Source organism: uncultured Roseibium sp. (assembly GCF_963675095.2).
In the GTDB taxonomy this organism is placed as follows: Bacteria; Pseudomonadota; Alphaproteobacteria; order Rhizobiales; family Stappiaceae; genus Roseibium.
In genome coordinates this window covers 119601-145957 of sequence record NZ_CAXXSJ010000055.1, presented here as the reverse complement: position 1 = coordinate 145957, position 26357 = coordinate 119601, and the positions used below count along the sequence as shown (strand labels likewise).

General features: G+C 60.7%; 21 protein-coding genes and 1 tRNA gene. 11 read left to right on the top strand and 11 right to left on the bottom strand.

Annotated features, from left to right (window positions below):
* The first annotated feature begins 34 nt into the window (after positions 1-34).
* Positions 35-910, top strand: coding sequence for a class I SAM-dependent methyltransferase (locus ABIN98_RS20730; RefSeq protein WP_346912678.1), 876 nt, complete (start codon positions 35-37; stop codon positions 908-910).
* 9 nt (positions 911-919) lie between these two features.
* Here the strand turns inward: ABIN98_RS20730 and ABIN98_RS20725 are convergent, their stop codons facing one another.
* Entirely contained in the window at positions 920-2788 is a 1869-nt protein-coding gene (locus tag ABIN98_RS20725; RefSeq protein WP_346912676.1) for a tetratricopeptide repeat protein, read from the bottom strand.
* A gap of 249 nt (positions 2789-3037) precedes the next feature.
* On the opposite strand from ABIN98_RS20725, the gene ABIN98_RS20720 reads away from it, so the two are divergent.
* Complete coding sequence (locus tag ABIN98_RS20720; RefSeq protein WP_346912674.1) at positions 3038-3820, top strand: ATP-grasp domain-containing protein; 783 nt, start codon at positions 3038-3040, stop codon at positions 3818-3820.
* Positions 3821-3825: 5 nt separating this feature from the next.
* Here ABIN98_RS20720 and ABIN98_RS20715 read toward each other — a convergent pair.
* The 3 genes from ABIN98_RS20715 to ABIN98_RS20705 form a co-directional block, all read right to left on the bottom strand.
* A tRNA-Val gene (locus ABIN98_RS20715) sits at positions 3826-3900 on the bottom strand.
* 108 nt (positions 3901-4008) lie between these two features.
* Positions 4009-4677 (bottom strand): phosphoglycolate phosphatase, encoded by a 669-nt coding sequence (gph, locus tag ABIN98_RS20710; RefSeq protein WP_346912672.1) that lies wholly within the window; start codon positions 4675-4677, stop codon positions 4009-4011.
* An 86-nt stretch (positions 4678-4763) separates the two neighbouring features.
* Positions 4764-6530, bottom strand: a complete 1767-nt coding sequence (locus tag ABIN98_RS20705; RefSeq protein ID WP_346912670.1) for a methyl-accepting chemotaxis protein — start codon at positions 6528-6530, stop codon at positions 4764-4766.
* A gap of 245 nt (positions 6531-6775) precedes the next feature.
* On the opposite strand from ABIN98_RS20705, the gene rpiA reads away from it, so the two are divergent.
* The 3 genes from rpiA (at position 6776) to gor (ending at position 9625) form a co-directional block, all read left to right on the top strand.
* Complete coding sequence (gene rpiA / locus ABIN98_RS20700; protein WP_346912668.1) at positions 6776-7471, top strand: ribose-5-phosphate isomerase RpiA; 696 nt, start codon at positions 6776-6778, stop codon at positions 7469-7471.
* Positions 7472-7531: 60 nt separating this feature from the next.
* A complete protein-coding gene (locus ABIN98_RS20695) occupies positions 7532-8092 on the top strand; it encodes a DUF2059 domain-containing protein (protein ID WP_346912666.1) in 561 nt (186 codons plus the stop codon).
* A 156-nt stretch (positions 8093-8248) separates the two neighbouring features.
* The gene (gor, locus tag ABIN98_RS20690) at positions 8249-9625 is read left to right on the top strand and encodes a glutathione-disulfide reductase (RefSeq protein WP_346912910.1); all 1377 of its coding nucleotides are present in this window, start codon (positions 8249-8251) and stop codon (positions 9623-9625) included.
* Positions 9626-9669: 44 nt separating this feature from the next.
* Here the strand turns inward: gor and ABIN98_RS20685 are convergent, their stop codons facing one another.
* From ABIN98_RS20685 to ABIN98_RS20670, 4 genes are all read right to left on the bottom strand, one after another.
* Positions 9670-11184, bottom strand: a complete 1515-nt coding sequence (locus ABIN98_RS20685; RefSeq protein ID WP_346912908.1) for a diguanylate cyclase domain-containing protein — start codon at positions 11182-11184, stop codon at positions 9670-9672.
* 262 nt (positions 11185-11446) lie between these two features.
* Positions 11447-12793: an FAD-dependent oxidoreductase gene (locus ABIN98_RS20680; RefSeq protein WP_346912664.1), complete on the bottom strand. Its 1347-nt coding sequence runs from the start codon at positions 12791-12793 to the stop codon at positions 11447-11449.
* Positions 12783-14303 carry a diguanylate cyclase domain-containing protein gene (locus ABIN98_RS20675; protein WP_346912662.1) on the bottom strand — a complete coding sequence of 507 codons (1521 nt, stop codon included), beginning with the start codon at positions 14301-14303 and terminating at the stop codon, positions 12783-12785. Before ABIN98_RS20675 ends, ABIN98_RS20680 begins: the two co-directional genes overlap by 11 nt.
* A gap of 164 nt (positions 14304-14467) precedes the next feature.
* A complete protein-coding gene (locus ABIN98_RS20670; protein WP_346912660.1) occupies positions 14468-15655 on the bottom strand; it encodes an aminotransferase class V-fold PLP-dependent enzyme in 1188 nt (395 codons plus the stop codon).
* Between the two features lie 68 nt (positions 15656-15723).
* Here ABIN98_RS20670 and ABIN98_RS20665 point away from each other — a divergent pair, with 68 nt between their 5' ends.
* Positions 15724-16317 carry a gamma-glutamylcyclotransferase family protein gene (locus tag ABIN98_RS20665; RefSeq protein ID WP_346912658.1) on the top strand — a complete coding sequence of 198 codons (594 nt, stop codon included), beginning with the start codon at positions 15724-15726 and terminating at the stop codon, positions 16315-16317.
* 3 nt (positions 16318-16320) lie between these two features.
* Here the strand turns inward: ABIN98_RS20665 and ABIN98_RS20660 are convergent, their stop codons facing one another.
* Both ABIN98_RS20660 and ABIN98_RS20655 read right to left on the bottom strand, forming a co-directional pair.
* Complete coding sequence (locus ABIN98_RS20660) at positions 16321-17451, bottom strand: carboxylate-amine ligase (RefSeq protein WP_346912656.1); 1131 nt, start codon at positions 17449-17451, stop codon at positions 16321-16323.
* A gap of 72 nt (positions 17452-17523) precedes the next feature.
* Entirely contained in the window at positions 17524-18246 is a 723-nt protein-coding gene (locus ABIN98_RS20655; RefSeq protein ID WP_346912654.1) for a VIT1/CCC1 transporter family protein, read from the bottom strand.
* A 197-nt stretch (positions 18247-18443) separates the two neighbouring features.
* Here ABIN98_RS20655 and ABIN98_RS20650 point away from each other — a divergent pair, with 197 nt between their 5' ends.
* The 5 genes from ABIN98_RS20650 to gltX all read left to right on the top strand — a co-directional run bounded on the left by ABIN98_RS20650 (position 18444) and on the right by gltX (position 24995).
* Positions 18444-19826 (top strand): class II 3-deoxy-7-phosphoheptulonate synthase, encoded by a 1383-nt coding sequence (locus ABIN98_RS20650; protein ID WP_346912652.1) that lies wholly within the window; start codon positions 18444-18446, stop codon positions 19824-19826.
* A gap of 156 nt (positions 19827-19982) precedes the next feature.
* Positions 19983-20525, top strand: a complete 543-nt coding sequence (locus ABIN98_RS20645; RefSeq protein WP_346912650.1) for a response regulator — start codon at positions 19983-19985, stop codon at positions 20523-20525.
* 48 nt (positions 20526-20573) lie between these two features.
* Entirely contained in the window at positions 20574-22262 is a 1689-nt protein-coding gene (locus tag ABIN98_RS20640; RefSeq protein ID WP_346912648.1) for an NAD+ synthase, read from the top strand.
* 80 nt (positions 22263-22342) lie between these two features.
* Entirely contained in the window at positions 22343-23584 is a 1242-nt protein-coding gene (locus ABIN98_RS20635) for an MFS transporter (RefSeq protein WP_346912646.1), read from the top strand.
* A 49-nt stretch (positions 23585-23633) separates the two neighbouring features.
* Positions 23634-24995, top strand: coding sequence for a glutamate--tRNA ligase (gltX, locus tag ABIN98_RS20630; protein ID WP_346912644.1), 1362 nt, complete (start codon positions 23634-23636; stop codon positions 24993-24995).
* On the opposite strand, the gene ABIN98_RS20625 is transcribed toward gltX, so the two are convergent.
* Positions 24958-26340, bottom strand: coding sequence for a DUF2865 domain-containing protein (locus ABIN98_RS20625; protein ID WP_346912642.1), 1383 nt, complete (start codon positions 26338-26340; stop codon positions 24958-24960). The genes gltX and ABIN98_RS20625 overlap by 38 nt on opposite strands.
* Positions 26341-26357 lie beyond the last annotated feature (17 nt).

The window sequence follows — 26357 nt, the reverse complement described above, 5'->3', positions numbered from 1 at the left end:
AGCCGGTCTGCACCAGCGGCCGTCAGAGACAAGAATGACAAAAAGCATCTTTGAGACCCTCGAACGCCTCGGGGTCGCCAGTCTGGACACCCGGGAGGACTACGCGTCGGAAACCCGCGACGTGAAACCGCTCCGGGTCTGCCGGGACAGCGCTTCCGGCGTCATCTACATCGATGGCTATTACACCGGCGACGACACCTACAAGAAAGGCGACTACCGCCAGGAAACCGTTCAGCGCGCGGGGGAACCGAGCTACGAACAGCAGGCGGATGCGACCCGGCGCGCCAATGCCTTCCGCTGCTACTACAAGGACAAGACGATCGCAGATTTCGGCTGCGGGTTGGGCGACTTTCTGCGCCTGGTGCAACCGGAGACCGCCTCTTGCATCGGAATAGAGCTTCAGCAGGATGCCGTCGACGCCTTGAGAGAGGTGGGGGTGCCTTGTGAGACCTCCATCGATGCGCTGGAGGATGGTTCCCTGGATGCGCTGTTCAGCTTCCATGTGCTGGAGCACTTGCCGGACCCACTGGAAATCCTGGCGCTTCTGAAGCCGAAACTGAAGGAGGGCGGGCATGCGATCTTCGAAGTGCCCCACGCGCGCGATTTCCTGCTCGACTACGTCGACAGCGAGCCGTTCCGCAAATTCACCCTGTGGAGCCAGCACCTGGTCCTGCACACGCGTGACAGCCTGAAGCGCATGCTGGAACATGCGGGCTACCGCGATGTCGTCGTCGCCGGCGTACAGCGCTATCCGCTGTCCAACCACATGCTCTGGATGACCAGCGGCCGTCCGGGCGGGCACAAGTCGAAATTCGCGGCCATCGACACGCCCGAACTGACAGCCGCCTATGAAGCCGCATTGGCGAAGATTGACGCCACGGACACGCTGATCGCGATCGCCCGCAAGTAGTCGGTTTCTTTATGCGAGCCCCAGTCGCGCGTTCCGCTGGTCCGGCGAGAAGGTTTTTAGCCAGTCTGCGATGGCTGCCTGGAGATCCGGCACGACCGCGGTCGCAGGCTTCTCACTGGTCAGCAGGAAGTACTTCTGCGACGGGTGCCACGGCGGGTTTTCCTGTCCAAGCAGCAGCGGCGGTTCGTTTTGGCCGAAGCGGAAGCTGGGCACGTCGAGCACGCCGGCGACTTCGGCAACGCTGGTGTTGGCCGTAACGACGAGGTCGCAGCATGCTGTCAGCGCGGCGGCAGCCAACAGGTCGTCAAACAGATCCACGTCGTCGAGATTGACGAAGGCTCCGTTGGTCTTTGCCTTGAGGTATTCGAGTTCCCGCTTCACCGCCGCATATTGAAGATTGACGAAGGTGACATCCTCGAAATCCATGATCGGGGCGAATTGCGGTGCCGACAGATAGAGCCGGGCACGGGAGACAGCCAGATTCATGGACCGCCAGCCGACCCCGATGATCGGCTTGTGGGGGCCGCGTTCCTTCAGGCGCTCCAGATAGCCTCGGGCCTGGTCCCGGTCGAACGCATAAGCCGGGCGCTTGGCATTCTCGAAATCCTCGAAACTGTTGCGGAAGAACCGGGCCAGATCGGAGATATTGGCATGGACGTCGTAGTCCGACTTGAGGGCTTTGAATTCACGGTCGAAAGCCGCTGGACGGCAAAGCGCTTCCGGAAAACTCTTTTGATACCATGGCGTTGCCTTCGCCGATAGTTCGATGATGACATTGCCGGCCCGCTCTAGCAGGTCGGGTAGCATGGTGCCGGCCTTGAGGGCGTCGCCGAGACCCTGATCGGCCCAGACCAGCACGGTCTTGTCGGAAATGTCCTCGCCTTCCCAGGCAGGCACTTCGAATGTCCGTCGGATGACCTGCGATGCCGGGTCGTCGAAACGGGCGGGGTGCAGGCGCCAGCCGGTTTCCAGGTCGCCCAGCGCCAGCGCGGCAAGAGACAGGTTCCAGTCCAGGCCGACGTAGCTTTCCGGCGCCAGTTCGCGTGCTTTCTTGAATTGCTTGTAGGCGGGCTCGGGTTGGTCGAGCATCAGATAGTGGACGCCCAATGTGACGAGGCGGTGGTAGTCCCGCGGCGCGTCTTCGGCCGCCGCAATCGCATATTTCAATCCCTCGGCGGTCTCGCCCATCTTGAACAGGAGCCGCGCGGCCTCGTGCTTGATATTGCCGTTGTCCGGAAAGCGTTCCAGTGCGTCTGCCATCTCCGGCTCGGCGTTCTTGTAGTCCTCGCACGCCAGCCGGGCGCGTGCCCGTTCGACGTAGTTCTCCGGGTTGCCCGGATCGAGCAGGGCCGCCTTGTTGAAGAAGGCGATGGCCTTGTCGAAGACCTTTTCGTTCCGGAGCAGAATGCCGTAGTTCCGGTAGGGCTCGGCAAAATCGGGGCACTTGACGATCAGGAACTGAAAAATCTCCTCCGCCTCCAGCTTCCGGTCCATCCGGCTGAGCGAAATCGCCTTGAGGTTGAGGGCTTCCACCAGGTTCGGATCGAGAGACAGGGCCTTTTCCGCGACCGCCAGAATACTCTCCGGTTCAGTGCCGGGCATGTCGGACATGGTGCGCGCCAGATTGGCGTAATAGGGCGCCCGGTCCGGCGCGAGTTCGATGGCCTTCCGGATGTATTCGAACGCCTGCCTGGGGTCGCCGAGCTGGCGGTAACTGACACCGAGCAGATGATTGGCGTCCGGCGAATGCGGCGCCTTCTTCACCACCAGCTTGTAGATCCTCTGCGCCTTTTCCACCTCGCCGGCCTGCTGCAGGGCAAGAGCCTTCTTCATTTTCTCAAGCAGGAGATTTGGCTTCGGCTCGGCTTTGGTCGCCATGATGTCTCCGGTTCGGCAGGCCTGAAGGAATCACCGGCGATTATTCTACAGGAGGAGCCCCGATCTAAGGGGGAGGCGGAAATTTGCTGGGGATCGGCTGGGAAAACTGGCGGTTTTCGTCTCTCCCGGGGGCAAATGTCTTGAGACTGGTTTGTAACGGTCGCTTACCTCTTCCCGGGTTGGCAATTCCAATCAACCGGTGATAGCAGCGGGGCATCATCATATCTGACTGACCAGGTTCGTCGCGCGATGCAGTGGATACTCCAGAGGTTCGAAGACACCGGCAAGCTCGCCGAGGCGCTTGATCGGCTCGGCATTGCGTACACATGGCACAAGGTGGTGCCTTTTGTTGGTGACCTGGTTCCCGAGCCGGTGGTTGCCAATCCGGATAGGGTCGTCCTGTTCGGGTCTTATTCCCTGTGGCGTTATGCCGACACCAAGGGGCTTCGGCCCGGGGTGTTCAAGCTCCGACCCTTCGTCCATGAAGAGCCGTGGCATCCCTACCTTCTCAATGGGGCCGATGCGCTGTTCCTGACCTTGCAGGATGTACCCGGCAAGCTCACGGACGATGGGCGGCAGTGGTTCATCCGTCCCGTGGATGACAGCAAGGAAGAACCGGGCAACGTCAAGACAAGCGGAGAGATCATTCGTCTTGCCGAACAGGTGCTCTCGCTGAACGAAGCCGAAATTCCCAATGGCTCTCTGCGGCACGACACAAAGCTGATGCTCACCAAACCGGTGAATATCCTCAAGGAATGGAGGTTGTGGGTCGTCGATGAGCATGTCGTCACGTGGTCGCTCTACAAAGAAGGGCAGCGCGTGGCCTACCGGCACGAGATCGACGCCGATGCACTGGATTTTGCGCAATCCATGGTGGACGCAAACCCAGGCTATTCGCTAGCCTATGTCATCGACGTGTGTCGGACGGGGGAGGGGCTGAAGCTCCTTGAAACCAACTGCATCAATGCTGCAGGGTTTTACGCCGCGGACCTCCAAAAGCTGGCCGCTGCGATTGATAGTCTGTGTTCATGAGAAAATGGTGGGCGATACTGGGATTGAACCAGTGACCTTTCCGGTGTGAACGGAACGCTCTCCCGCTGAGCTAATCGCCCCGACTTTCGAAGGGCAGCCTTGGTGGCTGGTGGGCGCTAGGTAATTCAAAACGCGGTTTCAGGCAAGAGCAAAGCGCGCATTTCTTGCCTGATCGTTGCAAGGCTGATCTAGGCCACAGCCTTCAGCGCCTGAATAGCCTCATGCAGCTCGTTGAAATGGGAGATCACCCGGTCCGGGCCGAGTTCGGTCACCGGAACTTGAGTATAGCCGAAATCGACGGCAACCACCGGGATGCCGGCCGCGCGTGCGGCGTTGATGTCGGTGGCAGAGTCGCCGATCATGACGGAGCCGGGTTTCTGACCCCCGGCACGTTCGATCGCCCCGAATACCGGTTCCGCCTGTGGTTTGGCGACGGCAAAGGTGTCGCCGCCAACGATAGCGTCGAAATGCCGTGTCATGTCGAGCTGGTCGAGCAAGGGCAGGGTCAGCCGTTCCATCTTGTTGGTGCACACGGCAAGCCGCCAGCCCTCGGCGCGGAACCGTTCCAGGGCGTCGATAACGCCCGGAAAGGGGCGGGTGTGGACCGCGAGGTTCTTTTCGTAATGGGCCAGGAACTGCCGGAACAGCGGCTCGATCATGTCCTCGTCCCAGGCGATCCCGTTTGTCTCCAGGCCCCGCTGCAGCATGTATTTGGCGCCATGGCCAACGATGCTGCGGAAGTTTTCCGGCGGAACCGCCTCATGACCGGCCGCCGTCAGCACCACGTTCAGTGTAGCGGCGAGGTCTTCCATCGACGAGACCAAGGTGCCGTCGAGATCGAAGACGAGAACGGACATGCGGGCTTCCTTTCGGGCGGGGAGGTGTGGCCGGACCGGCAACCTAGCTAGTCCGTCCGAAATCCTCAAGCGCCGGTGAAGAGGGCCTATAGCTTGTAGGCGGTGCGGAAGCCGCCCCAGTGCCGTCCGTCGATGAAGATGGGGGCGTCCACCTCCTTCATCCACACGATATTGCCGTTGCCCATGTCGCGGGCGTAGGTCTGGATCAGGATAGGACGAGTGTTTCTGGCCGCACACAGGCCGGCCCGGTCATCGAACATCCGCTTGTTGCGGCTGTTGGCCGCGTTCCACTCCGGATCGTCCGGCCGCTGCGGCTTGGAATAGATCTTGTTGTGGACCGGCAGGTAGCCGTTGCGGTCGACGGCGGCGCAGAACGCCATGGACTTTGCGCCTGCAAGGATCTCTTCCTGGATCGGCGGCAGCACGTCTTCAAGCCTTTCGAGGGAGCGGGTGCGGACCTGGGGCGGATTGCTTCCCGGGATCGGCTGGTAATTGGTGTCGAACAGATCGCTCAAGGTGAGCTTGCCATCCCCGACAAGGCGGCTGAGGGCCTCCGTTATGCGCGACGCGCCGGACTGGGCCAGTTCCACATAGGACGCATGCTCTGCCTGGAAGGCGGAGATCTGCCGGTCGAGCGCCTGTCTGAAGGCATCGTCCATTTCGCCAAAGGTGCAATGATAGCCGTTCGCCGAGTGGCCGACGATCCGGATCGCCACGGTCCCGATGCCGTCGAGCATGAGGTCCGCACTTTGATCGGGGACGAGGATGCCGTCTTCGTCGCATTTCAGGAGGGCGCCGCCGAAGGAGATGTCGAGTGTCTGGACAGAGGCCTTTCGGCCGTTCGCGGTCACATGCCCGTTCAGCTTGATCGGCAGCCGGTCGAACTTGCGCCGGTCGCCCAGTTCGTTCTGCCGGATCATCATGGTGAACCGGCTGCCCAGAGCCTGAATGGCAGCGCTCATTTCGGTTCCGGCCATGTTGGCCGCCTGGCCGCCTTCCTCAGCCCGTGCCGCGGAAGCGTCGATGGTGTCGACCCGCCGGGCGACTTCCTCCACGAAGTTCGCCGTATCACCGGCATGTTCGCGGATCGCCGTCGTCGTGCTGACCTGTTCATGGACGGCATTTTCCACCGCCGCGAAACTCGGCCGGATCTGGCCAATTACGTCGATGATACGATTGACCGAGGCGATGCTGGCTTCCGCCGATGCCTGGAGTCGTTCGATATTGGAGACGATTTCGTCCGTGGCGTTTTGGGTTTCCACTGAAAGCGACTTCACTTCCATCGCGACGACCGCGAATCCCTTGCCGGCTTCGCCCGCCCGCGCCGCCTCGATGGTCGCATTGAGCGCCAGAAGGTTGGTCTGCTTGGCCACGTCTGAAATCAGCCGGACGACATTGGTAATGTCCTCGATGGCAGAATTCAGCTCCATGACCCCCGAATTGGCTTCATCGGCAACCTCGCGGGCCTGTTCGGCCAGCTCGTTAGACTTGACGACTTGCTGGCCGATCTCGTTGCTGGAGGTGGCCAGCTCGCTGATGGAATCTGCAAGATCGGTGGCGTTCTTGTGTGCCAGGCCACTTTGCTCACGCAGGGCCTTGCTGTCGGTTCGGATCGAATCCAGCAGCCCGAGCTGTTCGGTGATCCTGCTCTGCACCTTCTGCATCGAGCCACTGATCGATTTCGCGGACACCTGGAGATCGTCCTCGATCGCATCCAGCGCATAGGCAAGCATGTTGTCCATGTCGTCGGAATCGGGCGCGGCCGTAGCGTCAGGCGATTCATCGATTTCGTCAGAGCGAATTTGGGCAGTAAGCGTATTGTTGTTATTGTGGTTTTTTCTTTTAAAGAACATTGCCGTCCTCCCAGGTTATTTCGGGCAAGTTGTTCTGAATTCCCCTATAACTTGCCAACGTATTTGTATTCGCTAAAATTATAGTTAATTAAATATGGTTGTCCGCAGACCTCCGAAGAGAGCGTTTTTTCGGTTTCGCTTCGCACCGACAGCGACATTCGATCTCATTTGTGACTCTATGACCTAGACCCTGTATCGCCTGCCATGCTACTGAGCGCGAAATCTTGGAATGTCTTGGAGAGGCGATGAGTGACGCTTGGAAACGCCTGGCAGCCGAAAAGGCGGTGGAAGACGTCCGGTCGGGCATGAAGCTCGGCATCGGAACCGGGTCCACGGCGGAGCATTTTGTCAGGGCGCTCGGCGCGCGTGTCCGGGAAGGCCTGGACGTCGTCGGCGTGCCCACGTCGGAAAGAACGCATCAGCTGGCGACGGAAGAGGGGATTCGCCTTTCGACGCTGGACGAGATGCCGGAACTCGATCTGACCGTCGATGGCGCCGATGAGATCGACCCGCAAATGAGACTGATCAAGGGGGGCGGGGGCGCCTTGCTGCGCGAGAAGATCGTTGCAGCAGCCTCCAAGGAAATGATCGTCATTGCCGACGACAGCAAGCTCGTCGATGTGCTCGGCCGCTTTCCGCTGCCGATCGAGGTGGTGCCCTTCGGCTTGGGCGCGACCACTCTTGCCGTGAGAGAATGCCTTTCCGGCTTGGGATTGTCCGGATCCTTGACCGTCAGGGGCGGGGACGAACATCCTTTCGTCACAGATGGCGGGCATTTCATCCTGGACGCTGAACTTGGACGGATACCGGACGCTGACGCTTTGGCCGAGAAGCTGGTTGCGATTCCCGGGGTCGTCGAGCATGGTTTGTTCATTGGCCTTGCTGTCAAAGCCTATGTCGCTGGAGCAGACGGTGTGCGGACCATTGTCGCTAGCCGCTAGAAAATGTGAATTGAGGCCTTCGGAAGACGATACACCCGAGGCCGATGTTGGAGTTTGATTATGGTTCTTAAAAACTGCCTCAAGGCCGGAACCCGCTTCGCCGCCGCAACTCTTGTGGCCGCTGCCCTGTTTCCAGTCACGGTGAATGCCCAGGACGAGCAGATTTCCGAAGCCCAACTCGAAGCGGCGCGCAGCGTTGTCGTCGCGAACAAGGCGTTGAACGCTTTCGATGAAATCCTGCCGCTTATGGCCGAACAGACCCGGACGATCTTCATTCAGGCCGACCCGATCAGGTCTGAAGAGGTTTCGGCGCTTACGAACGAAGTGGCGCTGCAATTGGCGCCCAAGCGCAAAGATCTGAACGAGATGATCTACAACATCTGGGCGCGCCGCTTTACCGTGGAAGAGCTTCAGCAACTGGCGGAATTCTATAATTCACCGCTGGGACAGAAACTTGCCACGGAAACGCCGAGCATCACCGCCCTGTCGATCGGCGCAGCACGCCAGTGGCAGGACCAGATCTCCACCGAGATGGTCGGCCTCGTGCGCGATGAATTGCAGAAAAGGGACCAGGCAAAGGCCGACGCACCGGCAAACCCGGACGCAAAGCCGGCCCAGTAGGCCGCCGACAAATCCTGATGTGATTTCAACAAGGCCGCATATGCGGCCTTGTTTTTTGCGGTGCGAAAACCGACATTGCGAAAACGTTCCGGCGGTCTTGCCGCCGGGAAAATGTAGACGCGCCGAACACGGAATTGGCGAGATGACGAGGCGATGATGAGCGATTTTGACTACGACCTGTTTGTGATCGGCGGTGGATCGGGCGGTGTACGCGCCGCAAGGATTGCCGCGACCCATGGTGCCAAAGTCGGGATCGCCGAGGAATATCGCTATGGAGGCACCTGCGTGATCCGGGGTTGCGTGCCAAAGAAGCTTTTTGTCTATGCCTCGAAATTTTCCGAGGAATTCGAAGATGCCGAAGGTTTCGGCTGGACCGTCGGGGAAAGATCCTTCTCCTGGGAAAAGCTGGTGACGGCAAAAGATCAGGAAATCACCCGGCTCGAAGGCATCTACCGGCGCAACCTGGAACGCAGCGATGTCGAGCTGCATGACAGCCGTGCCGTCCTGGAAGGGCCCAATTCGGTGCGCCTGCTTGCGACCGGACAGACGGTGACGGCCAAATACATCCTGATCGCTGTCGGGGCCTCGCCGAATGTGGACGCGGACCTGCCGGGTGGCGAGCATGTCATTACCTCCAACGAGGCCTTTCACCTGACCGACCTTCCGGAAAAGATCGTGGTCGTGGGCGGTGGTTACATCGCGGTTGAATTCGCCGGCATTTTCAACGGTCTCGGGGTCGAGACGACGCTGCTTTACCGCGGCGAGGAAATCCTGCGCGGTTTCGATATGGACATGCGCAAGAGCGTCCATGAAGAGATGGAGAAAAAAGGCATCCGCGTCATTTGCGGCGATGTCTTCACCTCTATCGAGAAGGATGCATCGGGTCTGCTGACGGGGAAGACCAAAAACGGTGAGACCCTCACGGCCGGCCAGATCATGTATGCCATCGGGCGCATGCCCCATACCACCGATCTGGGCCTGGAAAAGGCCGGTGTCGAACTCGATCGGATCGGCGCGATCAAGGTCAATGCTCAGTCGCAGACCTCCGTTCCGTCCATCTATGCGGTCGGCGATGTCACAAACCGGGCCAACCTTACCCCGGTCGCCATTCGCGAAGGCCACGCCTTTGCCGATACGGTGTTCGGCAACAAGCCCTGGACGGTGGACCACAGCCTGATCCCGACGGCTGTCTTCTCTCAGCCGGAGATGGGGACTGCCGGCCTCACCGAGGAAGAAGCGCTCAAGAAAACGCCGAACCTCGATATCTACAAGTCGAGCTTCCGGCCGATGAAGCACACGCTTTCCGGCCGAGACGAGAAAATGCTGATGAAGCTGATCGTCGACGCGGATACCGACAAGGTGCTGGGCGTCCATATTCTCGGACCCGATGCGGGCGAACTGGCTCAGGTTCTCGGCATTACCCTGGTCATGGGGGCCACGAAGGCCGATTTCGACCGGACGATTGCCGTGCATCCGACAGCAGCCGAAGAACTCGTCACCATGCGCGAACCGACAGAGCGCTTGCGCGCCTAAGAGGTTTGAACTGGATTGGGCAACCCGGCACTCGCTCGGGCTGCTCAGGCCGCATCGCTGGTGTGATCTTCCTCGGTGCCGTTAACCGACATGGCAAACAAGTGTTTGATATCACGAGCGAAAGCGGCCTGTCCTCTGCCGTTTTCCTTGGAATAATAAAGCGCGTCGTCGGCGGCGGCCATCAGCCCTTCCGGGGTAGAGCCGCAATCTGGCGCGGTCACGATGCCGATGCTCAGCCCGATTTCCGCAGTCTCGCCGTTATCGAGTGGGATCGGCGCTTCGACGGCACCGATCAACTGACCGGAGAGTAGCGTCAGGCGTCCGTGGTCCGTGAATGAACGGTGCAGGATGACGAACTCGTCTCCGCCAAGGCGTGCCACCAGCCCGCCTTTGCCGACAATCTCCGCCATGCGCTGGGCGACCGCCTTGATAACCGTGTCGCCGGCCGCATGGCCATAGGTGTCGTTGACGGATTTGAACTTGTCCAGATCGCAGTGAATGATGGCGAATGGGGACGCGGGCAGGTTAGCGGTAGCGCTTTTGAGAACGCGATTGAACTGCAGCCGGTTGGCCAGGCCGGATAGCGTGTCGTGCATCGCAAGATGATGGTTCTGACGTTCGCTTGCCTGCAGCGAACTCGTCAGCCGGCCGATACGCCAGGCGATCCCGAAAGCCAGAACCGCGAGCAGAAGGCTGAGCGCCAGCACAATCGGGATAACGGTCGGCCAGATCGAGCTGCCCAATGCCCGGCTTTCCCATGAGAAACTGCCAAGGGGTTTGCCATTGGCGTCGCGGACAAAGTGAGACGGGCTCTCAGGTGCCGCAATCACATCTCTCAGGAAGGTGAGATCGATGAAGGAAAGTTGGGCATTCAAACCGGCCAGCATGTCGTCATCGATGAATTTGGCCGCGACCAGGATGACCGGTTGCCCGGCCGGTAGCGTCACGGTGTCCTGATCCGGAACGATCGGCATGGCGGTCGCGAGCGCCGGCTTGTCATCGATTTCGATAAAGCCGATCGCCGCGTATTGGGGCGGTTCCAGTCCTTGAAGCGAGCGATGGCTGTAGCCTCCCGGAATCCGAACCCGGTTTGACATGAAGAGCGCGCGGGCCTTGTCCACAAGCGGCAGATAGCCGGGCGTCTCCTTCAAGGGCCGGTTGATGATGTGGGTATAATCCTCGAAAGACTCGGCGAAGACCTGGTTCCCGGAGGCGATGATCAGAACCTTGTTGTAGCTGTAGTCTTTCCACAGGCCCCGAATTTGGTCGCGGACGAAATCATAATCGAAGGTCCGGACGATGTTGCGCACCGACTGATCCGAGTGCGATACCTTCAATTGCTCCTGGATCATCTGATGTTTCTGGTTTTCAAGCGTATGTTGAAACAGGCGTTTTTCGTTGGAGATCGCCTGCCGGTCAGAAGCCTGCGAGGCCACATAGCCCACGAACAGAAGCGATGCGGATGTCACGGCGATCAGGATCCCAGCCAACAGGAATGCCAGCTTGGAGATATGTTGCCGGGGGGGCGAACCCTCCCGGTCGCTATATCGCCGGTCCATCTTCGTCACGCGTTGGAACCTCGCTTAGAAACAAAGATCGACGTCAGAAAAGTCATGATTGATCCGGATACCTGAAATCATCTGCCCCAGCGTTACCATCGATGAGTTAATACGGAGTGGAATTGAATGAAGAAAATCCGTTAACTAGTTAATATTACGGATAGTTTCCTATCATTGGTTCTTGGGAGGACGCCTGCATCCCGGTTCTTGAACGCCAGTCAGATGCCGGTTAGCGCTCCTGCCGTTGTATTGCCGGATGTTGCTATTTCATCAGCCCGCCTGCGGCCTGCAAGCCGCTCAGATAAGCGCCGTGAACCGTGCCCCGATAACGCGCCGTCGTGTGCTCCCCGGCGAGCCGGAGTGCCGGGCCTGACGGCCGGGCAAGGGCATCGAAATCCGACGGTGTGCTCCCGAAGGCGGCGAAGGAATATGCGCCGCGGGCGAACGGGTCCTTTGACCATGCCGAACGCATGACGCCGGTCGGCTCGGCAAGCCGGGGGCCGAAAAGCCGGCGCAGCGTCGTCATCGCATCGGCAACGACCGCGTCGTCGGACATTTCGTCCGCCTTGAGTGCGGCCTCGCCGGCACAAATCAACATGAGCGTGTTCTGACCGGTCAGGGGTCTCAGGTTGAGGACGCTCGGCCATTGGCCGCGTGTCGCGCTTGCATGGAAAAAGAATTGCGGATCTTCGGGCCATGCGGGCGCATCGAAGGTGAGGGCAAGCTTTGCCACCTGCCCGAAACCGATCCGGCCGATTGCCTTCGCCTGGCGGGCGGGCAGGGGCGGATCGAACCGGATCGCGCCGGTTTTCAACACGCCGAGCGGGACGGTGCAAATGACGTGGTCAGCCTGGTAGTTTCCAGTGGTCGTCTCAACGGTTGCTTGGCCGTAACCGTGACGGACCGTGACGATGGTTTCGCCGAACGTGATCGTGAGATTACGTGCCAGAAAATCGCAGATCCGGTCATGGCCACCGGCAAGGATCACATCGGGGCCAGCAAAGACGTCATCCTCGTCGAAATAATAGGCGGAAATCTCTTCAAGCCGCCCGCCGGTATCGGATTCCGTGTCGGCACCCAGGGCAGATAGCAACGGGTCGTCGAGAAAACGCGGCATTTCGAAACGAAGAGCTGACAGCAAGGGACGGTCGTCGTCCTTGTCCAGACGTGCGTCGATCCGTTTCAGAAGTGTGTCGTATTTGGCTTCTGCCTTTTCCAGAACGGCGTCGGAAATCAAGGTGCCGTCGGGACCGAAGGCGAGAACGTCGCTATAATCCGTCTCCACTGGAACTGCACCTGCCTCGCGGGCCAGAGGCATCAGCGGATTTCCGTCCACCCCGTGTATCCAGTTGGCTCCCCGCTCCAGGACCTCGCCAAGGGATCGATCGGTATCGATTCGACCGCCAATTCGGTCGCGCGCCTCCAGAACGAGCACATCCCAGCCGGCGTCCTTCAGGGTTTTTGCTGCCGCGAGGCCGGAAATTCCGGCGCCAATGACGATGGCTTTTTTCGGAGGGGCCTTCGCCACAAGCGGTGCCGGCAGGCAGGATGAAAGCGTTGCCAGACCGACGGTCTTGAGCAGGCGTCTGCGCGAGATCTTACGCCGCATCGAACGGGGCCGGCAATTTGCGCTCTTGCCGCGCGGTCGGGGAGGCGGGTGCTTCCATGCAAAAGACAGCCCGGTTACGGCCGGCCTCCTTTGCCCGGTAAAGCGCGCCGTCGGCGGCTGCAAAGATTTCCGTTTCCTGCGAACCGCAGTGGGGGGCAATCGCTATGCCGAGACTGATGCCCACGCTGGTTTCAACGCGTTCATCGAGCTGGATCGGCCGGCAGACGCTTTCCAGAATTTGGTCGGCAAGAGACGTGAGGCTTTGGCGGTCCGAACATCCGTCGATCAGAATGACAAATTCATCGCCGCCGATCCGCCCAACAGTCCCGTCATTGCCGACCACCGCCTCTAACCTACTGGCGACGGCCAGGAGCACGGCATCGCCGGCGGAGTGGCCGAAACTGTCGTTGACGGCCTTGAAACGGTCGAGGTCGCAGGCGGCCAGTGCAAAGACCTGGTCCGGCAGGCGGTCGATGGAATGGGACAGCAGATCGGAAAACCGCACCCGGTTGGCAAGACCCGTCAGCGGGTCATGCTGGGCGAAATAGCGATTGCGCAATTCGCTCTGCTCCAGCGATGCCGATAGCTTTCCGATCTTCCGGGAGACGATCAGGGCGGCCAGAGAGAGCAGGGCCGCGAGAGCCAGGGTCACCGGCACGACAAGCGCCCAGATTTCCTGCCCCGGTGTGTCGTGTGTCCAGACGAAATGACCCAGCTTTTCGCCTTGCAGGCCGACCAGGGCCCGGCGCGCGGTTTTTCCTTCCGGGGCTACATTGTCCAGAAAGGAGATGTCCTGCAGGGACAGCGGGGCATTGAGCTCGTTGACGAAGGCGTTATCGATGGGCCTGGCCGAAATTAGAATGACCGGCGTTTCCTTGCCCAGGGTCACGGTACCGTCGTCCGGGACGATCGCCATCGCGCTGAGCAGTACCGCCTGACCGTCGATCCGGGTAAAGGCGAATTCCGTGACGTCGGCAACCTGTGTCGATGAAATCGACTTCTGGCCGTATCCGGTGCCCATGTCGACCCGGTTGCGCTCGAATTTCGCACGAGCCCGGTCGGCGAGGATCTTGAGCGGATCGTCGGGTTTCAGCGTCAATGGTGTAAAGTCTACCTGGTGCTCCTCGGACCGGGCAAGAACCCGGTCGTCGGGGCCGATCAGGTAGGACCGGCGCAGATTGAAGTCGTACCAGAGAGAATCGATGAACTCGTCGCGGACGAAGTCCGCGTCGAAGTCTTGCGCGATGTTCTCAACCGACCGGTCCCAGCGGGCCAGGCTGAGCTGGTCTCGGGCAATCAGTAGCTGCCGGTCGTGAAGTGCATTTTCAAAGATCAGGGTTTCGTTTTCCAGCGCCTGCTGGTCCGCGGACCTGGAGGCAACATATCCGACCAGCAGCAATGACAGGCTGGCAAGCAGGATCAGCATCGCCGCCAGTCCATAAACACGGACCGCGATCCTCCCTGCCGGCTTCCCGTTGCCGGCGGCCCTCGAAAAAAGTTTCGATTTCACTTGCTGTCTGCCCACCCCGAACAATCAGAGGCAGGTGTTAGCGCAGGGGCGACCAAGGCCCCAGGCGCGGATCAATGCCGCTGACTTCATTGTCAGAATAGCGGAGAACCGTTAAAACCTGATGGCCAACCGTGGCAAACAAATCCTTTACGAGCCCAAGCGTTTCAGGCGCCTTGGACCGCCTTCACGAGAGCCTCGATCTCAGCCTCCGTGTTAAAGGCATGAACCGATGCCCGCACCAGGGAATTAAGTCCGCGCGCGGGCAGGTCGATCTGGGCCGATGTGGCTTTTGAGACGGAGACGTTGATCTGCTGCCCGGCAAGCCGGGCCTTCGTCATCGCCGGGTCTTCCCCATCCTTGATGAAGGTGACGATGCCGCCCTTGCGCAGCCCCTTGTCGTGAAGGCCGATGCCGTCACATCCGGACAATTCGCTGCGGAGCAACGCGCCGAGCTCGATGATGCGCCTGGAAAGGCCGTCCATTCCGAAACGAAGCGCATAGCCTGCGGCCACGCCAAGGCCGATCTGTCCAGCAACGTAACGTTCCCAGTTTTCGAAACGCCGGGCATTCGGTTTCAGCACATAGCTGTCCGGCCCGGTCCAGGTCGTCGCCTCCAGATCCACGAAAGGCGGCTCGATCTGGTCGAGGACGGTGTCGCTGACATAGAGGAAGCCAGTTCCACGGGGGCCGCGCAGGTATTTCCGCCCGGTTCCCGATAAAAGGTGGCAGCCGATCTCGCGCACGTCCAGCGGCACCTGACCGGCGGACTGGCAGGCATCAAGCAGGTAGAGAAGCTTGTACTTATTCGCGATTCGGCCGACTTCCGCAGCCGGATTGATCAACCCGCCGAATGTGGAGATGTGGGTCAGCGCGATCAAACGTGTTTTCGGCGTGATGGCGGCTTCCAGCGCCTTGAGGTCGATCTGGCCGTTTTCGTCGTCCTCGATCAGGTCGATCTCGATCCCGGCTTTTCGCTTCATCTGCAAAAGCGCAACGAAATTCGAAACATATTCCGACCGGCCGGTGATCACTCGGTCTCCGGGCCGGAAATCGATGCCATAAAAGGCCATGTCCCAGGCGCGGGTGGCGTTCTCGATGAAGGCGATTTCTGAACTGTCCGCGTTCAGGAGGGCCGCCATGTTGGCGTAAAACGCGTCGGCTGCTTCGGCTTGCTTCGCAGCCGCCTCGTAACCGCCGATCCTGGCTTCCAGGTCGAGATGATCCTTGACAGCGTCGAGGACGGGTTTTGGAGCGAGACCTGTCCCGGCGTTATTGAAATGTATGACGTTTTCGCAGCCAGGCGTATCGCGGCGCAGAAGAGAGATGTCCTGTTCGTTGAGGCCGTTGCTCATTTGAAATTTCCCGCTCCCGATCATGATGACGTCTTTACGAAACAGGGCTTCATCCCTACATCCAGACTATGACCATTAGTTATTTCGGCTACGGCTCCCTCGTCAATTCTGCGACTTTGCCCGAAACTGCCCAGGTAACGCCTGGGCGGATGGACGGCTGGGTGCGCGAATGGCGGATCCGGGGCTCTAACCAGACCGGCCGGGGCGTCTGCTCCCTGAGCGTCGCTCCGGAAGAAGACGTGCGCATTCGGGGTGTGCTCGCGACTGAGCCGAAGGGCGGCCTGGCAAAGCTGGAACAGCGGGAATGGAAGTATGACCGCATCGACGGGGTCGGAGGGGCGTTTCGTTGCGACCCGGAAAACCTGCCGGGGCCGGACAGCATGTTCCTGTTTCGCTCGAAACCGGAACACAGCGATTGGGGCGATGAGGATCACCCCATCCTGCAAAGTTATCTGGACTGCGTGCTGACCGGCTTCCATGCGTTCTGGGGAGAGGAGGGGATCCTCCACTTCCTGGAGACGACCAGGGGCTGGCATGTGCCGATCCTGGCGGACCGGGACGCGCCGATTTATCCCCGTGCGATCCGCATGGAAGCGGCCATGGCGGAAATGATCGACGATCACCTCGCGGGTCAGAAGGTCCGCTATCTGGCGCCGGCCTGACGCTCAGCAATCCTCCACCGTTTCCGCGATCAGCTGATCGACAACTGCTTTCAACGCCTCATCCGTGGATGTGCCGTTGGCGACCGATGTCTCATACAGGCTGATCTGACGGTCGGCGGAGGTGCCTTCCGCGACGATCTTGCGGATCCGGCCGATTTCCGCTTCGCAGCCGAAGAAGGCAATGTCTTCCTGAACGAGGTCGATCATTTCCTCGATCAGATCGCAATAGGGCATCAGCGAGCCGCGGCCGTAGTCGATAAGGTTTGCCCCGGTGCCGTGACGTTCGGCCAGCCACCGGTTTTCGGCAATGAGAAACCGGGAATACGTCCGCCAGCGCATGTTGGACAGCCGGAGGCGGTAAAGCATGCGGCAGAGACAGCGGAACAGGGCGGCGATGGCGATCGCGTCTTCCAGCCTCGTGCACAGGTCGGTGATCCGCATTTCCAGCGTGGGAAAGCGGGCGGACGGACGCAAGTCCCACCAGATCTTGGTACCGTCCTCGATCACGCCGGCCTTGATCAGAACATTGATGGTACGCTGGTAGTCGGAATAGCTCTCGAAGGATTCCGGCAGCCCGGTTCGCGGCAGTTCGTTGAAAACCGCCATCCGGTAGGATTTCAACCCGGTGTTGCGCCCTCGCCAGAACGGCGACGACGTGCTCAGCGCCAGAAGATGGGGCAGGAAATAGGCGAGCTGGTTGAACAGGTCGATCCGCAGCTCCTCGTCCTCGATGCCGATATGGACATGCATGCCGCAGATCAGCAGCCGGTCGGCGACGACCTGCATCGCCTTGGCGATATCGTTGTAGCGTTCCTTGTCCGTATGCGGCTGGCGCATCCATTCCGCGAACGGGTGCGTGGAGGCGGCGATCGGTGCCAATCCGTAGGGCAGGGCTTTCTCCGCTATGGTCCGTCTGAGGAACCTTAGTTCCTGCCGGGCGTCGTCCAGCGAGGTACAGACCGGGGTGCCGACTTCGATCTGGCATTTGAGGAACTCGGGACTGACCCGGCCTTCCAGCGCGGCCTCGCAATCGGAGAAAAGTTCCGGAGGCGGAGCGCTGGCGAGATCGCGGGTCGTGCGGTCGACAAGAAGATATTCCTCTTCGATGCCGAGAGTGAATTGAGGCTCGATCATTTCGAGAGCTTCGACTTTACGGCCAAGTCCGGTCAAGTCCGTTTGTTGACGGATCCTGCCAAGTTCCCCGCTCTAGCCCATCAGCCCCTGCAGCAGGTAGCCGACAATCCAGGCGATCGCGGCCGCTGCCATTCCGATCACTGTGGTTTCCAGCCCGGACCAGAACCAGTGCTGGGTCGACCAGCGGGACTTGATCGAACCGATGCCGAAAAACGCGGTTGCCGTCAGAAAGGTCGTTATCTCGGCGGAGGCGGGAAGGCCGAAAACGAACGGGACCAACGGCAGGCTGCCGCAAACCACGAAGGCGGCAAAGGTCGTCAGGGCTGCCTTAAAGGGAGAGCGCTGGGCGGCGGACAGGCCGTATTCTTCCTGCATCATGGTCTCGATCCAGGTCTGGCGCCGCGACGTGATGATACCGACCAGGGTTTCCAGTTCCGCGCCGTGATAGCCCTTGGCCTTGTAGATCTGGCGGATTTCCTCCCGTTCTCCCTCCGGCTCCAGGTGGATATGCTTTTCTTCCACCAGCTTGAGGCGCCGGTAGTCGTCTTCTTCCGTCTTGGTGCCCGAGTAGTTCGCGGCCGCCATGGAAAACCCGTCGGCAAGAAGATTGGCCAGCCCGAGGATCAGGATGATCGGGGTCGACAGGTTTGCGCCGACCGCACCGGCAACGACGGCAAATGTCGTCACCGCGCCATCGATCCCGCCATAGACCCAGTCCCGCAGATAGCTGATCGTCGGCCCGTCGTGCAGCCGGTCGGCTATGTCATCCGGCGTATGGCTGTGTTCAAGGCTCATCTGCGGTATCCTTGCTTGTCTTGCTGGCGTTGGCTGGCAAATTCACTCTACTACCTGTGGTCTTGGAGAAAAGACCCGTGTATAACCCGCGCACGTTTGCTCATGAGGTGCAGCGCGACTGATCAACTGAATTATTCCGGGCAGAACAAATCAAAAAGATTTTGGGTGCGTCCGGCCCGAGTGCAGGAGTTGAAACAATGGCGGAGAAGTGGACACCGGACAGCTGGAGATCGAAGCCGATCGTTCAGGTGCCGGATTATCCCGACAAAGAGGCCCTGGCAGAGGTTGAAGGCCGTCTGTCGACCTATCCGCCGCTGGTTTTTGCAGGTGAGGCGCGGGATCTGAAGCGCCAGCTTGCCAATGTCGCGGCCGGAAAGGGGTTCCTGCTTCAAGGGGGGGACTGCGCGGAGAGCTTCGCCGAGCATCACCCGGACCACATCCGCGACTTTTTCCGCGTCTTCCTGCAGATGGCCGTCGTGCTGACCTATGCCGGCAGCCAGCCGGTGGTGAAGGTCGGCCGCATCGCCGGCCAGTTCGCGAAGCCGCGCTCTTCCAATATCGAGAAGAAGGGCGATGTCGAGCTGCCGAGCTATCGGGGCGACATCATCAACGACATCGCGTTCACCCCGGAAAGCCGGATTCCAGACCCGAACCGGTTGAGCATGGCTTATCGGCAGTCGGCCGCCACGCTGAACCTGCTGCGCGCGTTTGCCCAGGGCGGGTTCGCCAACCTGGATCAGGTGCACCAGTGGATGCTCGGCTTCATCACCGACAGCCCCCAGGGACACCGCTACAAGGAACTGGCCGACCGGATCACCGAGTCGCTTGCCTTCATGCGCGCCTGCGGGATCGATTCCTCGAGTGTTCCGCAGCTGCGCTCGACCGATTTCTTCACCAGCCATGAGGCCCTGCTTCTGGGCTATGAACAGGCGTTGACACGTGTCGACAGCACCTCGGGCGACTGGTACGCCACCTCCGGCCACATGCTGTGGATCGGTGACCGGACCCGCCAGCCCGATCATGCCCATGTGGAGTTCTTCCGGGGCATCAAGAACCCGATCGGCCTGAAGTGCGGCCCGTCGCTGTCGCCGGACGGACTGCTGGAACTGATCGATATCCTCAACCCGGAAAACGAACCGGGCCGGTTGACCCTGATCGCGCGCTTCGGGGCTGACAAGGTCTTCGATCACCTGCCGCAGCTTGTTCGCGCCGTGGAACGGGAAGGCAAGGTCGTGGTCTGGTCCTGCGATCCGATGCATGGCAACACGGTCACCGCCGGCGGCTACAAGACCCGTCCGTTCGATCGGATCCTGAAGGAAGTGGAAGCCTTCTTCGCCGTGCACCGGGCAGAAGGCACCCATGCCGGGGGCGTTCATGTGGAAATGACCGGCCGCAACGTGACCGAGTGTACCGGAGGCGCCCACGCGCTGACCGCGGATCAGCTTGGCGACCGCTACCACACCCATTGCGATCCGCGTCTGAATGCGGACCAGGCGCTTGAGCTCGCCTTCCTGATTGCGGAAAATCTCAAGAAGGAAAAGGATGGCCGCCGGGCGGAGCCGCTGGCTGTCAACGGCTGACAAGGCCTCGTAAAAATTACGGATAAAAGAGCGGCATTTTGCCGCTCTTTTCATTTAGGGAATGGCAAACCCGATTATCGATAATTTTCGCAATGATTACTTAAGGTAAGGCGCTCATATATCGGGCGGGATTTGAGGTAGGGGATTTTTACAAAAATGACGATGCATTGGGACCTGTCCGCGGTCTCGTTTCTTGTTATTGACGACAATATGCATATGCGCAGCATCCTGAGGTCCGTTCTGGGCGGGTTTGGCGCGCGCCATGTTTTTGAGGCATCTGACGGGGCGGACGGGCTTGAGGTCGTTCTGGACCGCAGCCCGGATTTCATTCTGTGCGACTGGGTCATGAAACCGTTGAGCGGTTCGGAGTTCATCCGCACCCTGCGGGCCGAGAAGGACAGGCTTTTGAGCACCCTACCTGTGGTGGTCGTCAGCGCTCATTCTCATAAATCGACGGTTATCGAGGCGGTCAGCCTCGGCATTCATGGTTTCATCGCCAAGCCGGTCTCGCCGGCCGTGCTTTACCGGCATATCACCGACACCCTGCACAAGCAGGCTGTCTATGGGCGCAACAAAGGTATCCTGTTCAATTCGACGAGCACGGACCGGCGCAGCCGCAACAGGGGGGACGATCAGTCTGCGGTCGCCGTTCCTCCCGCAAGTGACACAGCGACAGTAATCGACATGGCGCTGATTTAAGCTTTCGCGGCGATTGCAACTCGTTCGTCGTCACGCTAATCACGAGGAATGACAAGCGCTTCGAAACCTTCTGCCCTTCATGGTCAACTTCGCCTCGGGATTGCACAGCTCAATCCGGTCGTTGGAGATATCGCAGGCAACTCGGATCTGATCCGTCAGGTCCGGTCGGAAGCGGCACAGAACGGCGCCCATCTGGTGCTGTGCCCGGAACTGGTCGTTGCCGGTTATCCGCCGGAAGATCTGGTGCTCAAGCCGGCTTTCGTGGAACGGTGCATGGAAGCGGTCGAGGCGTTGGCCAAAGAGACGGCTGACGGTGGGCCGGGCATGATCATCGGCGCCCCCTGGCTGTTCGACGGCAAGCTCTACAATGCGGCCATTCTGATCGACGGCGGGAAGGTTCAGGCGGTTCGCTACAAGACCGATCTGCCCAATTACGGTGTTTTCGACGAAAAACGGGTGTTCGCCGCTGGGCCGCTGCCGGGCCCGGTCGACTTCCGGGGCGTCCGCATCGGCGTGCCGATCTGCGAGGACATCTGGAACGACGAGGTCTGCGAGTGCCTGGCTGAAACCGGCGCCGAAATTCTCCTGGTGCCGAACGGCTCACCCTATTGGGAGAACAAGGCTGAGGAACGGTTGCAGGTGGCGGTCGCTCGGGTCGTGGAAAGCGGCCTGCCGCTTGTCTTCTGCAACCAGTTAGGCGGCCAGGACGAACTCGTCTTCGACGGCGGCTCCTTCGGGCTTCAGGCGGACCGGACACTTGCGTTCCAGATGCCCCAGTTTGAAGCCGGTCTCGCCTATACCGACTGGGTGTTGAACGACGAAACCTGGGTTTGCGAATGCGGTCCGGTGACAGTCCTGCCCGATCTGGATGAGGCCAACTGGAATGCCTGTGTCGTCGGTCTGCGCGACTATGTGCTGAAGAACGGCTTTCCCGGTGTGATGCTCGGACTGTCCGGCGGGATCGACTCCGCGGTGGTCGCGGCCATGGCCGTCGATGCGCTGGGCGCCGACAAGGTTCATGCCATCATGATGCCGTACCGCTATACCTCCGACGAGAGCCTCAAGGACGCCGCCGACTGTGCCGCCGCGCTTGGCATCCGCTACGATACCATTCCGATCGCCGACCCGGTCGAAGGCTTCACGAAGGTTTTGGCGCCGATCTTTTCCGAGCGTTCCCCGGATACGACGGAGGAAAACCTGCAGGCGCGCTCCCGCGGTGTGATCCTGATGGCGATCTCCAACAAGTTCGGCTACATGGTCGTCACCACCGGCAACAAATCGGAAATGTCGGTCGGTTACGCCACGCTCTACGGCGACATGAACGGCGGCTACAATCCGATCAAGGATCTCTACAAGACCCAGGTCTACGATCTGGCGGAATGGCGCAACAAGAACCGTTCCGATTGCCTGAAGGGTCCCGAAGGCGAGGTGGTGCCGAACAACATCATCACCAAGGTCCCCTCCGCGGAGCTTCGGGAAAACCAGACGGACCAGGATTCCCTGCCGCCCTATGATCAGCTGGATGACATCCTGTCCTGCCTGGTCGAACACGAGATGGCGGTCCGGGATATCGAAAAGCGGGGCCACGACCGCGATCTCATTCATAGGATCGAGCATCTGCTCTACATTGCCGAGTACAAGCGGCGGCAGGCGCCTCCCGGCGTGAAGATCACGGCCCGCAATTTCGGCCGCGACCGCCGCTATCCGATTACCAACCGGTTCCGCGACCGCAGCTGACACAGGCAGCGGAACCTCCTGAAAACGTCAAACGCGTCACCTGCATTACGCCCGCCTGAGGCGCCAGCGGGAGGGGCGGCATGCGGGGTTTCGCTGTGGCATTCTTTGCATTCCTGCGCGCCAATATGCGCTGGCTGCTGGCCGGGTTTCTGATGACGGCCTTTTCCGGCTTCGGACAGACCTTCTTCATCGGCCTGTCCGCCGGGCACGTGCGCCAGGAATTCGATCTGTCCAACGGCGAGTTCGGGACGCTCTACATGGCCGCGACGCTTGCAAGCGCGATGAGCCTGCCCTGGGTCGGACGCAGCCTGGACCGCTACTCGATCCCGCGTGTGGCCGCCGTGGTCATGGTGCTTCTGGCGGGTTTTTGCGTCGCCATGGCGGGCGTGTCTTCCGTCATCATGCTCTTCTTCGTCATCTACGGCCTGCGCCTGTTCGGTCAGGGGATGATGTCCAACACGTCCATGACCGCCGTCGGCCGCTGGTTCGATGCGCAGCGGGGCAGGGCGGTCTCCATCGCCGGCCTCGGCTTTCCGGCCGCTGAAGCGACCCTGCCGATCAGTTTCGTGGTTCTGAGTGCCGCCTTCGGCTGGCGCATGACCTGGCTGATGGCCGCGGCCGCTCTGGTGCTTGTCGCCCTGCCGGTCATCCTGACTTTGCTGCGCAAGGAAAGGACACCGCAAAATATGGCCGAAGGGGAGACGCCCAAACCGATCCGCCACTGGACCCGCGCGGAAGTGCTGCGCGATCCGGCATTCTGGATCATGTCCGCCGGCGTGCTCGCGCCACCGTTCATCGTCACCTCCGTTTTGTTTCATCAGGTCTATCTGGTCGAACTGCGCGGCTGGACGCTGGAACTCTTCGCCAGCGCCTTTGCCGTCATGTCCATGTTCGCGGTGGTTTCCTCGTTGATCCTGGGCACGCTGATCGACCGCTACTCGGCCCGCGCGCTGCTACCGTTCATGCTGCTGCCGTTGACCGTGGCCTGCCTGGTCTTAGGACTAATCCATGAAAATTACGCCGCCTTCGTGTTCATGGGGCTGATGGGGATCAGCAACGGGTTCATGGCCACACTTATCGGAGCCCTCTGGCCGGAAGTCTATGGAACGCGCTATCTCGGGGCGGTCCGTTCCGTTGTCTTTGCCCTGATGGTGCTGTCGTCGGCCATTGGGCCCGGTCTGGTCGGCTGGTTGATCGACCTCAAGGTTTCCTTCGACTACCAGATGGTCGGCATGGCGGTTTACTGCCTGGCCATGACAGGGTGTCTGACCTTCATTGCCCGGCGGGTACACCAACGCATGGAGATGCAGGCTGCCGGATAACGGCAATATCCCGCTTGCGTCTTCGCATTCCTCCCGCTACCTGAAACCCATGACAGTCATCACACGCTTCGCCCCGTCCCCGACGGGCCACATCCATATCGGCAACAGCCGGCCGGCACTCTTCAACTGGCTCTTCGCCAGGAAGAACGGCGGGAGCTTCATCCTGCGCTTCGACGATACTGATCTGGAGCGCTCCAAGGCCGAATATGCAGACTCCATCGAGCGGGACCTGCGCTGGTTAGGCATCGACCCCGACCGGATCGAACGCCAGTCGGACCGGTTCGCCAGCTACGATGCGGCCGCCGACAAGCTGAGGGCGGCCGGGCTGCTTTATGCCTGCTATGAAACGCCGGACGAGCTGGAACGCCGCCGCTCGCGCGCCCGCGCACTCGGCCGGCCGCCGGTCTACGACCGCGCCGGTCTGAAACTGACGGATGAGGAAAAGGCGAAACTGGAAGCCGAGGGGCGCAAACCCCATTGGCGTTTCCTCCTGCCGAACCATGACGGCGATCCTTTCCAGACCCACAGAACGGACATCTCCTGGAACGATCTGTGCCGCGGCGACCAGTCGATCGACCTTGCGTCCATGTCGGACCCGGTCCTGATCCGCGAAGACGGCACCTATCTCTACACCTTGTGTTCCATCGTTGATGACATCGACATGGGCGTCACGCATATCATCCGTGGCGAGGATCACGTCGCCAACACCGCCGTCCAGTTCGCCATCTTCCGCGCGCTCGGTGCCGAGGCGCCGATTTTTGCCCACCACAACCTGCTGACGACGGTCGACGGAGAGGGGCTTTCCAAGCGCAAGGGCGCGCTTTCCATCGGTTCCTTGCGCGAAGATGGTATCGAACCCATGGCGGTGACGTCCCTGGCGGTGCTTACCGGCACCAGCCAGGCGGTCGAGGCGGTTCCCGACATGGACGCCCTGGTGGAAAAATTCGACCTGGCGAGCGTGTCCCGGTCCGCCGCCAAATTCGATCCGGCAGAACTTCTCGTCCTGAATGCCCGGCTGGTCCACGACATGCCCTATGCGGCTGCTTCAGACCGTCTGACGGCGCTCGGCATCACCGGCGGTGAAGCCTTCTGGATGGCGGTTCGCGGCAACTGCGAGAAGGTCGAGGACGCAAAGCTCTACTGGCAGATCATCGATGGGCCGGTGGAAGGCCGGATCGAGGACGAAGACCGGGACTATGTCTCAAAGGCCCGCGATCTTCTGCCCGATGGCGATGTGACCGCCGAGACCTGGGGTGCCTGGACGCAAGCTCTGAAAGCGGAAACCGGGCGCAAGGGGCGGGGGCTGTTCATGCCGCTGCGCCGGGTTTTGACCGGTCTTGATCACGGTCCGGACATGAAGGATCTGCTGCCCCTTATTGGGCGACAAAATATTCTGGACCGACTACCCTGACAGGGGTCTTGGGGGCAGCGTTCGCTTCAGCTTGCGCCGAGGCGGAGGTGTTTTCCGAAAAGACCGGCGCGATCGAAGGAACGTCGGTCTTCGGCGCGGGTTTTTCCGTGGCGAGCACCGGCAGGCCACGAGGCTTTTTTCCCTGGGATGTTGCTGAACCGTTGTCCCTGTCGCCGGGCAAGGTGGTTTTGAGCGACGCTAAAAGATTGAAGCCTTCTTCGAGATTGTGCCTGGTATCCGGGTCCAGATAGGCCGGCAGATGGTCCGGTTGAAGCGGTTCGCGGGACAGGTTGAAGGCGTTGGAGCCGGGTTCACTGCCGTCGACGGCCAGCGTCGAACGAATTCCGTTCGCCTGTCCCCGGACCAGGACGGAAACCTTCGCCCCGTTTACGGTGAACAGGTCGCCGTCGCTCTGGCTGATTGGGGCCAGCTTGCCGGCGGTGTCCTGGCGGGCGGGATTGCGGCAACTGCAGCCGGTCACGTATTCGCTCTTGAACCGGTTGGCGTTTTCCAGGTCCCCGTAGGCAATGCCGGTCAGCGAGGTCATGTTTTCCTGGGTCTCGCCCGGGTTCCGGTACACGAACAGTTCGGTCTCCGCTGCCGGGCAGATCTCGCCGCAGCGGGCCGCATCATTGACGAACTGGTCGCGGCCGGTCGCGAAACTGACGGGGAAGTAATAGCCGTCGCAGGTGCGCACGCACATGGTCCGGTAGGTGCCGCCGGCCGGAAAACGAACGCCGTCCGAGCTGTTTGAGGACACCAGGCGTCTGCGCGATGTCAGCACTTCCATGTCGCCATCGCTTTCGCTGACTGCAACATGTTGAGACCGCCCGAAGAGGCGCTGGAGAAGATTGCCACCAGACGTGTTCCCGCCGCTTCTGGCAGTGATTTCTGCGCTCCGTCCGGGATAGGAAGCCTGTGCCGGTGCCAGGCAGTTCTGCCGTTCCAGCGATGCCCGGACCTGCCGGATCCGGCTGGCGCTGTTGGGTGATTTGCGCTCGGCGCGCGCGGCCTGCTTCTCGATAGCTCTGAGATTGGCCTGCATTTTGGCGATTTTCGCGTTGAGCTGGCGGCATTTCGGGACCGTGGTCAAAGTGGCGCATTGAAAGTAACGCGCGTCCCGCTCGGCCGCCGTGATTGCTTTTTGCTGGAGCCGCGCCTGTCCCTGCCACTTGGCGACTGCCGGAGTGGCTCCGCCCTGCCTTTCCAGGCGGTTGAGCTCGGCCTTGAGACTGTTGCAGCTTGCCGCCAATGCGGACGATGGCGGGACTCCGGCCGTCAAGGCAACGGCCAGGGCAAAGACCCTGACCCAAAAGCCGAACGCTGCCGGTCGAGATACCGTCATACCTATTCCCAGACCCT

What these genes read in the sequence shown, in the direction of transcription:
- rpiA (WP_346912668.1), top strand. Translation starts at nt 6,776, where the DNA reads ATGAGTGACGCTTGGAAACGCCTGGCAGCCGAAAAGGCGGTGGAAGAC.
- ABIN98_RS20640 (WP_346912648.1), top strand. Translation starts at nt 20,574, where the DNA reads ATGACAAGCGCTTCGAAACCTTCTGCCCTTCATGGTCAACTTCGCCTC.
- ABIN98_RS20635 (WP_346912646.1), top strand. Translation starts at nt 22,343, where the DNA reads ATGCGGGGTTTCGCTGTGGCATTCTTTGCATTCCTGCGCGCCAATATG.
- ABIN98_RS20680 (WP_346912664.1), bottom strand. Translation starts at nt 12,793, where the DNA reads ATGCGGCGTAAGATCTCGCGCAGACGCCTGCTCAAGACCGTCGGTCTG.
- gph (WP_346912672.1), bottom strand. Translation starts at nt 4,677, where the DNA reads ATGTCCGTTCTCGTCTTCGATCTCGACGGCACCTTGGTCTCGTCGATG.
- ABIN98_RS20705 (WP_346912670.1), bottom strand. Translation starts at nt 6,530, where the DNA reads ATGTTCTTTAAAAGAAAAAACCACAATAACAACAATACGCTTACTGCC.
- ABIN98_RS20685 (WP_346912908.1), bottom strand. Translation starts at nt 11,184, where the DNA reads ATGGACCGGCGATATAGCGACCGGGAGGGTTCGCCCCCCCGGCAACAT.
- gltX (WP_346912644.1), top strand. Translation starts at nt 23,634, where the DNA reads ATGACAGTCATCACACGCTTCGCCCCGTCCCCGACGGGCCACATCCAT.
- ABIN98_RS20665 (WP_346912658.1), top strand. Translation starts at nt 15,724, where the DNA reads ATGACCATTAGTTATTTCGGCTACGGCTCCCTCGTCAATTCTGCGACT.
- ABIN98_RS20645 (WP_346912650.1), top strand. Translation starts at nt 19,983, where the DNA reads ATGACGATGCATTGGGACCTGTCCGCGGTCTCGTTTCTTGTTATTGAC.
- ABIN98_RS20670 (WP_346912660.1), bottom strand. Translation starts at nt 15,655, where the DNA reads ATGAGCAACGGCCTCAACGAACAGGACATCTCTCTTCTGCGCCGCGAT.
- ABIN98_RS20650 (WP_346912652.1), top strand. Translation starts at nt 18,444, where the DNA reads ATGGCGGAGAAGTGGACACCGGACAGCTGGAGATCGAAGCCGATCGTT.
- ABIN98_RS20730 (WP_346912678.1), top strand. Translation starts at nt 35, where the DNA reads ATGACAAAAAGCATCTTTGAGACCCTCGAACGCCTCGGGGTCGCCAGT.
- ABIN98_RS20725 (WP_346912676.1), bottom strand. Translation starts at nt 2,788, where the DNA reads ATGGCGACCAAAGCCGAGCCGAAGCCAAATCTCCTGCTTGAGAAAATG.
- ABIN98_RS20695 (WP_346912666.1), top strand. Translation starts at nt 7,532, where the DNA reads ATGGTTCTTAAAAACTGCCTCAAGGCCGGAACCCGCTTCGCCGCCGCA.
- ABIN98_RS20655 (WP_346912654.1), bottom strand. Translation starts at nt 18,246, where the DNA reads ATGAGCCTTGAACACAGCCATACGCCGGATGACATAGCCGACCGGCTG.
- ABIN98_RS20660 (WP_346912656.1), bottom strand. Translation starts at nt 17,451, where the DNA reads ATGATCGAGCCTCAATTCACTCTCGGCATCGAAGAGGAATATCTTCTT.
- ABIN98_RS20720 (WP_346912674.1), top strand. Translation starts at nt 3,038, where the DNA reads ATGCAGTGGATACTCCAGAGGTTCGAAGACACCGGCAAGCTCGCCGAG.
- gor (WP_346912910.1), top strand. Translation starts at nt 8,249, where the DNA reads ATGAGCGATTTTGACTACGACCTGTTTGTGATCGGCGGTGGATCGGGC.
- ABIN98_RS20625 (WP_346912642.1), bottom strand. Translation starts at nt 26,340, where the DNA reads ATGACGGTATCTCGACCGGCAGCGTTCGGCTTTTGGGTCAGGGTCTTT.